The 14,141-nt window shown below is 49.6% G+C and carries 10 protein-coding genes; 4 read left to right on the forward strand and 6 right to left on the reverse strand.

Translation table 11 applies throughout. The annotated features are described in order from the left end of the window. Positions 1-4 precede the first annotated feature (4 nt). Both MHN31_RS07080 and MHN31_RS07085 read right to left on the reverse strand, forming a co-directional pair. Entirely contained in the window at positions 5-562 is a 558-nt protein-coding gene (locus tag MHN31_RS07080; RefSeq protein WP_125560343.1) for a hypothetical protein, read from the reverse strand. Next, positions 559-1,767 (reverse strand): MFS transporter, encoded by a 1,209-nt coding sequence (locus tag MHN31_RS07085; RefSeq protein WP_239443881.1) that lies wholly within the window; start codon positions 1,765-1,767, stop codon positions 559-561. Before MHN31_RS07085 ends, MHN31_RS07080 begins: the two co-directional genes overlap by 4 nt. A 159-nt stretch (positions 1,768-1,926) precedes the next feature. Between MHN31_RS07085 and MHN31_RS07090 the strand changes: the two genes are divergently transcribed. Continuing rightward, the gene (locus tag MHN31_RS07090) at positions 1,927-2,898 is read left to right on the forward strand and encodes a LysR family transcriptional regulator (protein WP_125560347.1); all 972 of its coding nucleotides are present in this window, start codon (positions 1,927-1,929) and stop codon (positions 2,896-2,898) included. Here the strand turns inward: MHN31_RS07090 and MHN31_RS07095 are convergent. After that, positions 2,887-3,648 carry an isocitrate lyase/phosphoenolpyruvate mutase family protein gene (locus tag MHN31_RS07095; RefSeq protein ID WP_239443882.1) on the reverse strand — a complete coding sequence of 254 codons (762 nt, stop codon included), beginning with the start codon at positions 3,646-3,648 and terminating at the stop codon, positions 2,887-2,889. The genes MHN31_RS07090 and MHN31_RS07095 overlap by 12 nt on opposite strands. Before the next feature lie 140 nt (positions 3,649-3,788). Here MHN31_RS07095 and MHN31_RS07100 point away from each other — a divergent pair, with 140 nt between their 5' ends. Beyond that, positions 3,789-4,682 carry a LysR substrate-binding domain-containing protein gene (locus MHN31_RS07100; RefSeq protein WP_239443883.1) on the forward strand — a complete coding sequence of 298 codons (894 nt, stop codon included), beginning with the start codon at positions 3,789-3,791 and terminating at the stop codon, positions 4,680-4,682. An 81-nt stretch (positions 4,683-4,763) separates the two neighbouring features. Here the strand turns inward: MHN31_RS07100 and MHN31_RS07105 are convergent, their stop codons facing one another. Then, entirely contained in the window at positions 4,764-5,273 is a 510-nt protein-coding gene (locus tag MHN31_RS07105; protein ID WP_239443884.1) for a hypothetical protein, read from the reverse strand. Positions 5,274-5,809: 536 nt separating this feature from the next. Here MHN31_RS07105 and MHN31_RS07110 point away from each other — a divergent pair. Both MHN31_RS07110 and MHN31_RS07115 read left to right on the forward strand, forming a co-directional pair. Further along, positions 5,810-6,793: a permease gene (locus MHN31_RS07110; protein ID WP_239443885.1), complete on the forward strand. Its 984-nt coding sequence runs from the start codon at positions 5,810-5,812 to the stop codon at positions 6,791-6,793. A gap of 79 nt (positions 6,794-6,872) precedes the next feature. Further along, positions 6,873-8,132: an FAD-dependent oxidoreductase gene (locus MHN31_RS07115; protein WP_125560357.1), complete on the forward strand. Its 1,260-nt coding sequence runs from the start codon at positions 6,873-6,875 to the stop codon at positions 8,130-8,132. Here MHN31_RS07115 and MHN31_RS07120 read toward each other — a convergent pair. Continuing rightward, positions 8,129-8,488 carry a metalloregulator ArsR/SmtB family transcription factor gene (locus MHN31_RS07120; protein ID WP_343224677.1) on the reverse strand — a complete coding sequence of 120 codons (360 nt, stop codon included), beginning with the start codon at positions 8,486-8,488 and terminating at the stop codon, positions 8,129-8,131. The genes MHN31_RS07115 and MHN31_RS07120 overlap by 4 nt on opposite strands. A gap of 209 nt (positions 8,489-8,697) precedes the next feature. Next, positions 8,698-14,013 carry an alpha-2-macroglobulin family protein gene (locus tag MHN31_RS07125; protein ID WP_239443886.1) on the reverse strand — a complete coding sequence of 1,772 codons (5,316 nt, stop codon included), beginning with the start codon at positions 14,011-14,013 and terminating at the stop codon, positions 8,698-8,700. Between the last annotated feature and the right edge of the window lie 128 nt (positions 14,014-14,141).

Raw genomic sequence — 14,141 nt, forward strand, 5'->3', positions numbered from 1 at the left:
AACATTACCCTGTGACTGCATTGTTTTTATCTGTTGGAGTCAGTGTTTGCTCGTTCACGACGACACGGCTGCACGCTTTGCCATGCCCCAGAGTATATTTAAGTGCCGGGTAGACACGACATGAGCTGATGCTAAAGGCAATGGCGATAAGTCCCTTATCTCCCCACTTTGAACGGATATGTGGACGAATATCATCGGCACAGGGATTGTGGGCCAGGACCAGGTCGGTAAACTCCACGATTTGCGTTAGTTCATCTGGCAGTGCTGCAAGGTCCTTGTTGATAATTGCACTGACCTGAGAGGCAGGCACGCCGGCTTCCAGTGCCATATTGACCAGCAGCTGAGTGCAGGGACCACAGTCGTCCCACAAAATGGCGCGTAATTTGGCTGCATACAAGGGGGCGGCAGGTAAACCGCCACGATAATCTGCCATAGACTGAAATTTCAGATATTTAAAAAAAGCGCTCAGATCCGCAGACAGCACATCCTGCATATAGGTGACATCGTAGTCGTACTTTTTCTGCATTGAAATGAGCATTTTGTTCAGTATGTATTTGATCATCGGATACCCCTTGTGGTTTGGTAATCTTGTTCAGGCGTTGTGATTAGTTGAGATTGCGCCTGCCTGGGGGTTTTTAGTGGCCCGAGTAGTAATACCAGACAGAGAGCAAGTAAGGCAGCAAAGGTGCTCAACATTGTGGTGAAGACATCGTTGCTGAGTAATGCGGAACCGAGGAGCGGCCCGGATGCCATCCCGACACTGGATACCACCGCTGATAAGGAAGCGAGTTGACCTGAGCTGTCCAGCTCAGCCGTTACTGCTAGCAAATAGGCGTGTACCGCTGGCCAGGCAAAAAACAGCAGTGCCAGTGCAAGCATGTAGATCAAGTCGAAGTGTGCAAAGCAAAGCAATAAGGCAGCTATGGCTGAAAGTGAAATACCGCCACTTAAGCACACTGCGCGGTGAGCCCTGTTTGGATTGAGTATGGGTAACAGCGCGCCACCTAGCCCCAGCAAGCCCGTCATTGCAATTGTCTGGCTGGTCTGTTGCTGCGACATCCCTGCCGCCAGCCCTATTTGGCCAGCATAGGCCCAGATCCCACTAGCGGCAATCAGATAGAGCAGCATCGCCAGTAGTAACTGGCTGCGCTTGGCTGATAGCTGCAAGCGTTGTGTCTGCTGTTTGGGATGATTTGCGGCTGGTAATGCGGGTAACAAGGGCAACAGTAACAGGGCCAGGCACACCAAACCCGCCATGGTGTAAAACACCGCGTAGTTACCCAGCAAGGTTTCAAGGTGTGGTATAGCATAGATAATCATTGAGCCGATGCTAAACTGAATCAACAGTAATGCGCCGAATGCTCTGTCGGGATTATTTAAACGCGCCAGTATGGCAAATGACACACCCACACTAAACCCGCCCAGTACACCAGCGATAAAGCGCCAGACCAACAAATCAGGGTAAGTGCTCCATGCCACTGTACAGAATTCCATTGCACACAGTGCGAGGAAGGTAATGAGTAAAGCTTGCTTCCAGGCAATATGGCGAACCACAAAGATGGCGCAGATACTGCCCAGTAATGCACCGTAGCCGTTGCTGGCTACCAGTGTGCCGGCTTGCTGTGGGGAAAAACCAATGCCGCCTGCCAGCGCATCCACGACTGCAGGTAAAAAGTTAAGGTAGGCCAGCCCGGCCATGGCAACGAATGCCAGGCAAAAATAACTGACCCATGAGTTTGCTGCACTGTTTGCAGTACGATTTAACATAGTCTGTCGCCTCCTGAGTATCTTTGCGGATACTTTAAGTGGCTGCGAGAGGTTGAAAAACCACAGTTCTGGCTATTTAGTCGTGAATACTATTCATGAATAATTGCTGATATAGTGCCAATATCTAAGGTGTTTACCCAAATCACAGGACTGACTTTTATGGATAAACTGAGATCGCTGACCTTGTTTCTGGCAACCTGTGAAGAGCAGAGTTTTGCGGCTGCGGCACGCGTTTGCAATACTGACCCCTCCACCATCAGTAAAGCCGTGAGCCGGCTGGAGGCTGAGCTCGGGGTGACTTTATTCCAGCGCTCTACCCGGCAACTGAAGATAACGGCGGCCGGGCGTCACTATGCACAAACCGTGCGTTCGAGCATTCAGGCACTGTCCAGCTGTGAAGACGAACTCAGGCAGCTCAATGATGCCCCCAGAGGGCGGTTACGCGTCAATTCTGCGGTGTGTTATGGTCATTTGTATCTACGCCCTTTGCTTAAAGCGTTTTGCCAGCGTTACCCGGAGATCACACTGGAACTATCCCTTGATGATATGCATGTGGATATTATCGAGCAGGACATTGATGTGGCATTGCGCACCGGCTTTGTCAAAGACAGCCGTCTGGTTGCGCGTTGTCTGAGCCCGATGGATTTTGTGGTCTGTGCGTCACCGGACTATCTTAAGCAGCACGGTACGCCTGTTAGTCTTGACGAATTCAACGAACATGCCTGGATAGGCTTTAAGATAAAAGAAACACAGCAGCTGCAACCGATTTTTTTGCCAGATGCAGGCGGTGTTTATCAACTCTGTGAGCTACACCGCACGCATATTACGGATGATGGTGAAGCCATGGCCCAATTGTGTGCTGATGGCTTCGGGTTCGCTCAGTTGCCGCACTTTCTCGCTAAAGCGGGACTCAAAAGCGGGGCTTTGGTATCGCTTTACCCCGCGTTCAGAGCACCTATGCCAGACAGCGGGGTGTTTGCGATTTATCCAAAACGTGCCTATTTGCCTGCCAGAGTACGGGTATTTCTGGATTTCCTGGTTACCGCTTTGGAGGCACAGCAAGAAACACCAACCCATACCTGGGCGCAGCACTGGCCACCGTGCGTGAAGTTTGTTCGATCAGCCGAATAAGGGCGCACAGTTGCCCTGTGAGCGGATCTCTTGAAGTTGCTGGTTTAGGTGGGTGTACATTCCTTCAAAGGCAAAATTGCCCATACTGATCCGTTTCACCTTGAGTGCACCAAGCGTGTCAAAATCGGCCAAATCTGGCATTGCCATGATATTCAGGGGCAATTGGCAAGTCTCTGTGATGGCCTGAATATCTGCTTGTTGGGTAATACAGGGTAAGAACAAACCATCGGCCCCCGCTTGCTGATATTTAGATGCCCGATGCAAGGCTTCCTCGCGCGCGTTGTCGAGACCCAGTAAGAAGGCATCGCAGCGAACATTAATAAATATGTCGGTCTGCTGGGCGGCCAACTCATGACGTACGGCCTTTAACCGCGCCGCGAATTCATCGGCATCGATTAAGGTGCGGGCTGTAGTTACCTGGCTGTCTTCGAGATTAACTCCGACCACACCCAGTTGCGCAAGTTGCTGAATGTGAGTTGCTATTATTTGTGGATCACGGCTGTAACCGGCCTCGATATCAACACTTAAAGGTAAGTCGATGGCACGGCTGATCCGAGTGACCATGAAAAGTAGTTCGTCGAAAGACATTTGTTCGCCATCTTCGTAGCCCAGTACGCTGGCAACGGCTGCGCTGGAAGTCCCCAGCGCCTGATATCCTGCTTCTTGTGCTGCTTTAGCACTGGCGGCGTCCCAGACATTGGCCAGTAAAAATGGGCTTGTTTGTTGATGTAATTGTTTGAATGCTTGCATATTATCTCGCTGATATTATCACTGTTTTGTGGTCACTATAGTGCGGCTACCCAGCTTTAAAGACCAACGATAAAAATCGACTTGTACTATAAGCTCAGCTTATAATACTGTCTGTCCTGGAATTCGGAAGTGCCCCTATCGTGTTCAAAAATATCAATTTGCTGGTGACATTTGAGTGTGCGGCAAGACATCAGAGTTATAGTCTGGCCGCCGCCGAGCTATGTATTTCACAGGCCGCAGTCAGTCAGCAAATGCGGATGCTGGAGCAGCAGCTGGGGCAACGGTTATTTGTACGAGTCGGCCGCCAAATGCAGTTGACTCAGGCCGGGTGTACGTTGGCAGAGCATACCGGGCCAGCTTTAACTATGATCGGTCATGGCATTAATAGCCTGCGTCAGGAAGAATTGGCGGGAGAGCTCAGCATTAGTTCTACGCAGGCATTTAATACCTTGTGGCTGATGCCCAGATTGCAGGAGTTCGCCAGTTTGTATCCACAGATCCGCATTCGCCTGCACTCTTCCGCGAGTTTTGAAGACTTGCGACACGCTCGCATTGATCTGGCGATCCGTTTCGGCACACAGGTCGAAAAGCACACCCCAACCACGCTGGCCTGTGAGTACTTTGGCACTTCACCTGTGTTACCCGTATGCTCTGCGCAGCTGGCATCGTCTTTACCGCTCAATACCCCGGCTGATCTGCTGGCTACCTGGTTGGTATCGCTGGAGCAGCCCGGTGCGTATGACTGGCCAAGCTGGTTTGAGGCGCAACAGGTAGCAGACTATGTGGATCACCCGCACTGGACCTATGTTAATAGCACGGATATGGCACTCAGCGCTGTGGCCAACGGCCATGGTGTTACCCTGGCTGTATCGTATCTGTTTCGCCGTCAGCTCGATAACGGTGAACTTGTTGTTCCGTTCCAACTTCCTCACCCTAACCCGGTGAAACGCTATCTGGTTTACGATCCCAACTCTGCCCGGATCGCTCGCTTACAAACATTTATGAACTGGTTAAAAGCGCAGGAGCTAAGATAATCATTATTTATATAACATGATGGAAAGCCTGGGAGGTCCGCATCTTTACCTCCCAACATTATTGGCTCAGAGCGGATAAACTTAGCAACGGCCATTGTAGTCGGCGTAAAAGGTAATCTTTTCTCCGATCTTATAAAGAGTTCCTGGTCCTGTGGGCTCATTCTCAATCGTATTATTTGCGCCTGTTTGCCAGTTGAATTTTCTTTGAACGGTTCCTTCATTGGAACTATCTTGATAGTTATGTAATTCCGTCATGAGTTGACTAACAAGGCTATGCAGTGACCCTGCCTGCTCCACACTGTGAGCACAATGTATGGTTTCAAACATCCATGCCCTTTGACGAAGTTCACTGATGATTGGTGTCAGGTTTGCCTTAGCTTCTACAATGTCACCTTGCTTGCCTTGGTGAGCCAGATGAGAAGCGGTTTTCCATAAAGAAAAGAATGGCTCTTCAAACTGTTTAACGGCTTGTTGACGGTACATAGTACTGGTTACCTCATTTGCTTCTTGTGTTGCCTGCCATGACATAATGGCTGCAAAAGCACTTAAAATAGTCGCCAAAGTCATTATTAAAGAATTTATTATTTTCATTGCGCGTTCCTTGATGATTTTTCGTGTTGTAGGCTTGATATCTTGTAATTTATATGTTTACAAAATATTAATTGGTTTTAGGTTAAAAGTAACTCTATAAGTTCTGATATAACTGAAAATAATATGATGTCATTATGGGAGTAGGTCTCATTGTTATTTTTGCATTTGTCTGACAGGGCATGGGAATGGGCTCTTTTATGGGGGTTAAATATGCTGCAAAGTGAGTGTTTTGGTACCGATACAATGTTTAACCCCTGTGCCATTTTATGGGTTGCCATGCTGTAGAGCTGTATCTCTATCGCACAACGTACTCTAACAAGTAAGGTGGACGCGCCCGACTTTATGCGGATGTTTAATGATTTTTCCTTTTTAAACTTTATCTCTTAATTCAATAGATTAGTTAGATTTTCATGCACTTTTTGGATGATGTGTGAACTGCTTTCCCAATCTATATTTCCATATTTATAGAAATATAGATTGATCTAATTTTATATTTCTATAATACTGGAAATATAAAATTAGATCAGGAGAGACGTATGTCACCAGAAATGCAGGTCATGCTTAAAGAAGCGGCCGATATGTTTGTGTTCCTTGCGCTGGAGTTAACCGTGTTATTTCTAGTCGTAAGCTATTTGGTGGGTGTGCTGCAGGAGTACATCACGCCTGAAAAGGTGAGGGAAAATCTGAGTGCCCGCAAAGGTAAGGGCTACATGATTGCGGCGTTGCTGGGAGCAATCACCCCGTTTTGTTCCTGCTCAACGATCCCGTTTTTAAAAGGGTTACTGCAGGCACGGGCCGGGTTTGGGCCCGTTACCGTTTTCTTATTTTCCAGTCCACTGTTGAACCCCATTGTTATTGGCTTATTGATTGTGACATTCGGCCTGGATGTGGCGGTGTTCTATTTTTCGGTTGCTCTGATCACGTCGGTCGTGTCGGGCTACTTGCTGGAGCGATTGGGGTTTGAGCGTTATGTTAGGGATGAAGCCTATCAGGCTGCGGTCAGTCAGTCTGCTTGCAAGGCTGGCCAGACGAGCAAAGAGACGCCGCTTAACCCGGAAAGTAGTCAATGTGGTGGTAAGAAAAATCCCGACAGAGACATAAAACAGGTAGAAAACCGCTGGTTGCGAATTTGGCGAACAACCTGGAAAGACTTCCTCGCTACCCTGCCCTATTTACTACTTGGTATCACCATAGGATCCTTCATATATGGCTTTGTGCCCACAGAGCTCATTGTTGACTATGCCGGTGAAAACAAATGGTATGCCATTCCACTTGCCGCAGTCATTGGTATTCCCTTGTATATCCGAGCTTCTGCAGTGATCCCTCTGAGTGCCGGTTTAGTGCAAAAAGGTATGGCACTGGGGTCGGTCATGGCGCTGATCATTGGCAGTGCTGGTGCCAGCCTGACCGAAGTTATCCTGCTTAAATCCATTTTCAAAACGCAGATGATCCTGGCATTTCTGGGTGTGGTACTCGGGATGGCGATGACTGCCGGGTACTTATATACCCTCATTTTTTAGCCGTTTATTTGTTTTTTAGAGGTTGGCAGGCTAAGCCGACCGCTTGAGTTAGATACGATTAATCTAGAGGTAATCTGATATGAAACCAATCAAAGAAGTCATTATTATTGGTGCCGGACCCATCGGCCTGGCTGCGGCTGCAAGACTGGTGGAAAAAGGGATCCGCCCCACCATAATTGAAAAAGGTGACACTGCTGGGGCTGCAATGTTGCAATGGGGACACGTTAGCCTGTTTACGCCCTGGTCCTATATGCTGGATGAGGCCGTGGTAAACCTGCTGGCGGAGCATGGCTGGTCTGGCGTAGACGCCAAAGTAACTCCTACTGGTCGGGAAGTCGTTGAGCACTACTTGCAACCTGCAGCGAAATTACCTGAACTGGCGGAGCATATCCGCTATGGAACCGAGGTCTTTGGTGTGTCTAAAGCCGGGGTCAGTAAGCATACTACGCAAGGTCGTGACAGTGCACGTTTTGTTGTGCATTGTCGAAATGAGTTAGGGATCCAGGTACTGCACAGTGATGCTGTGATTGATGCTTCCGGTACCTGGTCGAGTCCAAACCCGCTGGGGCTTGATGGTTTATCTGTGCCAGGTGAGTTGGCCAATCAGCAGAGTGTTTATTATGGTATCCCGGACATTCTGGGCACTCAGCGAAGCGATTTTGCAAGAAAACGCAACTTGGTGGTGGGTGCCGGCCACTCGGCAATGAATATCGCACTGGATTTACTTGAGCTGCAAGCGGCAGAGCCAGGTACCGAAGTGACCTGGGGCATGCGTAAAAACAACATCGATAAGCTGCTGGGCAAAGGCATCAACGACAAAGTGCCTGCGCGCCGGCAGCTCGGGCTGGCGGCCAAAAAGGCCATAGAAAATGATACACTAAAGCTGGTTTCTCAATTAGAGATCAAAGAAATTGTCCGGGCCGGGCATGGGCTGAATATCCGCGCTTTGGCGGGAGGAGCTGATATCGGGATACAGGTCGACAACATCATTGTTGCGACCGGCTTCAGGCCTGACCTGGAGATGTTGCGAGAATTAAGGCTGGATTTGGACCATGTTGTCGAAGCACCAATGCGGCTTGCACCATTGATTGACCCAAATTTGCATAGTTGTGGTTCAGTGCGTGCACACGGAGTTGATGAGTTGTCTCATGATGATGCGCACTTTTACATTGCGGGTATGAAATCCTATGGACGTGCCCCGACCTTCTTAATGCTCACCGGGTATGAGCAGGTGCGCTCGATTGTCGAATCTCTGGCGGGTAATGCAGAGGCCGCTCGCTCGTCTCAGTTGAGATTTCCTGGTGCACCAAAGGCGCAACAGGGCGCATGTTGTGGCTAGCTTGGCTCGCCCTGAGCGGTATCACATGTATTGCTGCAGCTGGGATCGTCTGACTGATTGACACAACACTCTTCTTGCAAGAATCCGATCAGCTCAATCAGTGCATCGTATTGAGGCACGCAGTAAAGTGTGCGGCTTTCTCGCCTTTGCTTGACCAGCCCCACTTTTACCAGCCGATTAATATGATGAGACAAAGTAGAACCCGGCACATCTAGCGCAGCCTGTATTTCGCCAACGGGTACGCCATGCGTGCCCCCTTTCACTAAATATCGGAAAATACTTAAGCGGGTGGTGTGTCCCAGTTCGGCGAGCTTATCTGCCGCAGATGCCAGTTCCATATCTTGCTCCTCATTCATATAATTCCATAATACTGGAAATATACGAATGAGGCAAAACGGCTTTTTCAGAGCTCGTCCTTTGCCTGTTATCACTCAGTTGTACGGATCTTTAAAACGTTACCCGAGCACCAATTTGTCTGGAGTCTCTTTGAGCTGAGAGGTCCCATATATCAACTCGCGGGGTGAGTTTTCAGCCCGCGAGTGTGTGATGCTGGAATGCACAAAGCTTAGGGTAAGGTAGCTATAGAGATCGTCTCCGCATTACTGTTGCCGGCAATGTCTGGCTGGTACATCATTTCAGCTCTGGCTGGCGGGGCGAGATAAAGGCCACTGGCCCGTACTTGTGCCAGATATTCAAATGTGGTGGTGCCGGCGCTGAGGTGGGCCTGATAAAAGGTGGCCTGTTGTGCACCCTGTTTGGTCTGTTGCAGATGCAGCGTGATATCAGCGTAATCTGTCTGTAACCAGTTTTTGTACTGGGTATAACGGTGTTCAGGGTTAAGTGCATGCAATCCGCCAGCCAGGGTATCGGTTAACAGTACATGTGCCCGGTCTTCGGCTGAAAAGACTTCCAGTGATACTTTGATCAGGTTGCCGGGTTTGAGTGCTTGCCCTGCAAATGGCTGCCAGCGATTGTTGTCGTACACCTGGTATCGACGTGTCACATCAAGTCCGCTATTTACCACAGTGGGAGACGCCAGTGGTTGGCGGCTCTGCACTGTTAGCCAATATGCTTCTTTCAGAGGTGAGTCAATATGATAGCTTTGCTCATTGTCCTGAGCTGAGTTGTGCTGTGTAATTGTCACGGGAACTGAACCGCTTTGGCGGTGGCCTTTCAGGGCGAGTGAGCAGATCCCATCTGTCAGTGTATTGCCAAAATGCCCTTGTCGATGTTGACGACTGATGGCCAGCTTGCTGAGCTGCGCGGTTAACGTCTTGCGCTCTGTGAGCATTAATGCAAGACACTGCTCCTGTGGTCCGGAGAGTGCGCTGAGGGTTTGATCCTGAAAGCCTTCATCCAGCAGCCGGGCAAGGGCTTTTTCCAGTTCAGGCTGGTTATAACCTGCGGCTTTCATTGCTAAGAGTTGTAGCAAATTACTGCGGGTACCAGATACGCCGAACATCTGTCGCCAGCTCAAAATTTGCTCGAGTGTCACCTGACCTTTCTGTGCCAGAGCCCACCACTGCCAGTCAGCACTGTCATCAATGAAATGGCGTCGATTGTGTGGGGCCCTTTGCAATGCTTTAAGCAGGTTAGCTGCCATCGATTCAAGAGTTTCTTGGTCGGTGTTGAGGTCGAAGTCGCTGCCACTCAGCCAGTGACTGACGAGCAGGGTGTACGCGCTCAGCATCGGGTCAGCGTTGCGGTTCGGATAATAGGCATACCCAATGTTATGATGCCAACTTAAATTCTCGGTTTCCCCTTTCGTTAAAGCGTGTTGCAGGGACGCTTTGCCATCAGGCCAAAGCTGACTGGCAAGGGGGTTTACACTGTAGCTTAAAGCTCTGGATAACGTTTGCTCCCAGCATTGATGTGGGTAATGCTGATGGTGTTGTGTCAAGGCTGACCAATTAGGCGCGAGCTGCTTAATGGGGTGTGCTTCGCCAGAGACAAGCGTTGCATCATCTGCCAGCGCAATGGTGTTTTGACGAGCCGGGTCGAGTAGCCAGCTTGCCTGAACAATACGACTATTGTCACTCACTTTAAAGGTAGAGAACCGAGGCTTGTTTAGGCGCCTGCTGTAAAGCTTCAGCGTGTACTCGCCGGGGTCTAATTTGGGAAGCGGCACATGCATGACTTGCTCCCCCTGACTGTTTAGCACAATACTTTGGCCAATGAGCGTTTGACCGTTCAGTGTGAGTTGCATTGTATCCTTTTGTGCTGTATTCGTTCGGTTTGCTGCTCTGACAGTGATGATGGCCTCATCACCCTGAATGAAATGTGTCGCATGTGTCACATGATACTCCAGCTGAGCATGGCTGGTCAGGGTGCCTGTATACGTCTGAGTATCCTGCGCATTCAGTGCAACAGCAAAGACACGCCAACGCCCGAGCAACTGAGGCAACGCCAGTGTGACGGTTTTTTCCTGATTAGCATTAAGTGATATAACAGGTTGCCATACAGACTGTGCCAGTGCATATGCTTGTGAATTATTGTCGGCCATACTCGAGCCGGTCATTCTCAGTGCCTCGTATTTAGCTCTGAGACTAGTCTGTTCCAGTTGCTGGGTTAGCTGGGGGTCAACCAGCCAGTTATTCAGATTGTAGTTGTTGACAATGCGGTGGTGATAGCGGCTCTGGTTAAACAACTCCGCCAGATGTATATCTGTGACCTCGTCATACGCGATGTTGAACAACGCATCATTGACCAGCCAGAGCTGAATGTCTGCATCCTGGTTGCTCGACAGGGTGATGTCCAGTTGGCCGCTGGCCGGCACTGCATCCGGGTGCGTCACCTCAAGTGATAAGCTTTGGGCTGGCAAAACGGCCACTGTGAGTCTGGCGAATTGGCCATGGATGCCTGGTTTATCTGGCATTGCAGGTGCAGAGCTTGCCAGCGTAAAGCGAGGCTGAGTTTGCCATTCGCTTAGTACTTGATTGGCTTTGTTTTGCCATTGTTGGCGTAACACGGCCCTTTGTTTGTCTGTATATGGCATTACTGCTGTTATCTCAAAACCGGGACGCCAGCTGTTTGGTATCGCCAATGTTAAGTCGTTGCTGCCCCGTTTGACAGCGAAGGTGTGTAATGCATGGTTCTCACCCGCAGTGACGAAAACCAGGGCTTCACCGTCTTGTGGAGCATCAAGTGAGAAAGCATACTCCTGTCCGGCAAGGACTTGTTTGTCACCAAATAAGGTTAGTTGATGTGCTGACGTATGCTCATCATTTGAGGGGCCGTGCCTGAATAAGTAACGCTGCCATAAGTAGTTTTGTTTTCCGCTGCGGATATCCAGCGAATAATAGCCCGACTGATCGTCTGGCAGGTCGCAGTATGCAGGCGTATGTACTTCACATAGCAAAACCTGCTCCGTGCGTTCTTTTCCGCTTTCACTGGTCGATACTTCCACATAGACGGCCGCCGGTACCGATAGCTGCGCACCGCCCTGATCAACAGCGATGATATGGACTTTATCGTCTGATTCTTTTAAGCCAATGTAATGTGCCCGCGACAGGTAGGTCAGTGCCTGATCGAAAAAGTGCATTTCGCCCTGTTCAGTGACCACTCTGCCAGACAATGCGAGTCGAACCAGCGGCATGGTCTCAGTGGGAGTAAAATGGGCAGATGCTCCTGGGCCGCCGGCACTTAATGCAACTGTGCGTTGATGTCGGTTGTCTGGAGCTTCTCTGCTGCTGCTAAATTCGTAATCTTGTGGCCAGTCGCTAGGTAAGTCTGAATAGCCAAAGCGGATAAACTGGTATTTTAATTCGCCACTGAGGTTGTCTGCTGTATAGCCGTTCATTGTTTTACCGCTGACTGAGATGGTCATTGGTTGGTCTTTATATGCCATGTCCGGGTGTTGCCAGCTCAATTCTACTTCAGGCGGAATGAACTCAAAGACAAGGAGGTCACCTAACGAATATGCCTCTCCTGCTACCTCGGCGCTTACCTGATAGATGCTCGCTTTGTCTAATCCCTTCGTGAGGTGAAATTGTCGTATGCCAAATTCAGATATCGACCTTTGCTCCAGTTGAACCGTATGGTCAGTGTCTCTGTCGCGCAGGATCAGGTCGACGTTATCTAGCAGAGGTTGCAGGCCATTCTGGGTGTGTTGATACAGCACAACACTCAAATCAATGGCAGAGCCTGGCTGGTAAATTGGCTGACTATTGAGCAGACTGCCCGTGATGGCCTTGGCTGGTTTTGGGGTGATCTTGGTTATGGCATGTGCTTCGCCTTTGCTGGCCCATAGCCAGCAGTCAAGGTCACTGTGTGGTAGTAATGATTGCCATGTACCATAACTTAGCGTCAACAAGCCATTAGATTCACTCTTTCCCAGCTGTTTAGGGGTGACGAATGACGGACAGGCGAGATAAACCTCAACGTCTGTCATTGGGACATCCGTATTAAATTCGCTGCTGCGAAGTGTGATGCCGGGTCCCTGATGTACTGTCAGGTTAAAATCGGAGGCGATCAGCGTGTGCTGATGCTGGCGCATTTCAACGTCGCTTGCATAAATGGAGGCTGTACTCGCACCTCGTAGATCGTAAAACAGGACCCCACTTTGGTCATTTAACCGGGCACTGACTGGCAAACGCGATTGGTGCAACTGATTGTCCATATGGCGTGATACATCGGGCACTTTGGTGAGCAGCGTGGTTTTGTCTTTTGTAGTCAGCCAGTGATGTAATTGCGTCAGAGTTTTTGCCGGGTAAAACTGAATTGAGAGATCCTGCGTATTGCGTGTCATCAGTGGTAACTCGGCGTGCGTATCTGCTTGGTATGCATCGCCAGATTGATCACTTATCTGCCAGTATGGACTATTGGGGGCTGTGCTAAAATGCAGCGTGGCAGCCCCTGAGAAGGCTTGCTTTGTTGAGTCAGAGCGCAATGCACTGAAGTTGAGTTGGTAGTCGGTATCTCCTTTGAGTGCGACCGGGTAGTAGTGGAGATCGTCACCTGGGTTTTCACGGGCACTGCCTGTGATGATAACTGGCTGGGTCGAAATAGATGGCGAAATCACAGACTCCATGAGCCAGAACTTATCTACTTTATGATTGAATCCGAATGCCAGAGATTCAGGAGCACAAGTAGCGATGTCGTCCAGGGAGAGTGCGTGATAGGTCTTGTACCAGAAGGAGTCAAACGGATAAGATTGCTCACAGAAAACACCCATAAATTTGGCCTCTGCGGGAGGTTGCGAAATCTGATCCTGGAACGGGATTGTTTGTGGTGCAGGTAATGCTATATGCGCTTCTGTTGGTCTAAAACCGGCAGGTAAGGTGACTTCCAGGCCGCCAGGTTGCAATGAGTCTGCAAAATCAAAGGTGAGCAAATAACCCCGATTATCACTGTACTCGCCATAGTGCCGTTTGCTTGGTGTCACTGGCTGACCATGGAGTGTAAAGGTCAGGGAGTGTGTGATGTCCCACACGGCACGCTTGTCTGTGTCGGTGGTTGCACGGTATCTCAGCTGAAGCTGTTTTTCCTGGTACTCATCAATATATAGGGGCCAGTTTGCACTATGCCACTGTGTTGTATAGTCCTCTTGTAATTGAGCGTGCAGACCGGGGAAATTTGCTTCAATACGGACTTCTAACGGCACATAGGCACTTATGCCGGCATATAAATCACAGCTGAGTTTGTTCAGCGATACAAAGCGCCAGCGGCACAGCTGTTTATACTTATCCGAAAGCCAGATGCGAGATAGCTGAGCATGGCTGGGTACCTGCCCCGGCTGGGCAACCTCTTCGTTAAACTGGATCAGAATTTGAGTCAGCTTGTTTTTGTGAGTATTAAAGCGGACATTCTCTACCTCTAGTGCCTGCGCCTGAAAAAGGCAGATGGCGAAGGTGAGCAACAACAGCGTGCTTCTTTGCAACATGTGTATTCCTTATTCTGAGTAGCTGGAAACTTGATCAAACCTATAACGCCTGCCAGCAGGAATTGGGGTGAAAAAGTGCAGTTTTAGGGTGATTATCAATCAAACCTTGATAATCTTTCAACCCGCAG

The sequence above is a fragment of the Pseudoalteromonas sp. McH1-42 genome, assembly GCF_022347845.1.
Lineage (GTDB): Bacteria > Pseudomonadota > Gammaproteobacteria > Enterobacterales > Alteromonadaceae > Pseudoalteromonas > Pseudoalteromonas rubra_D.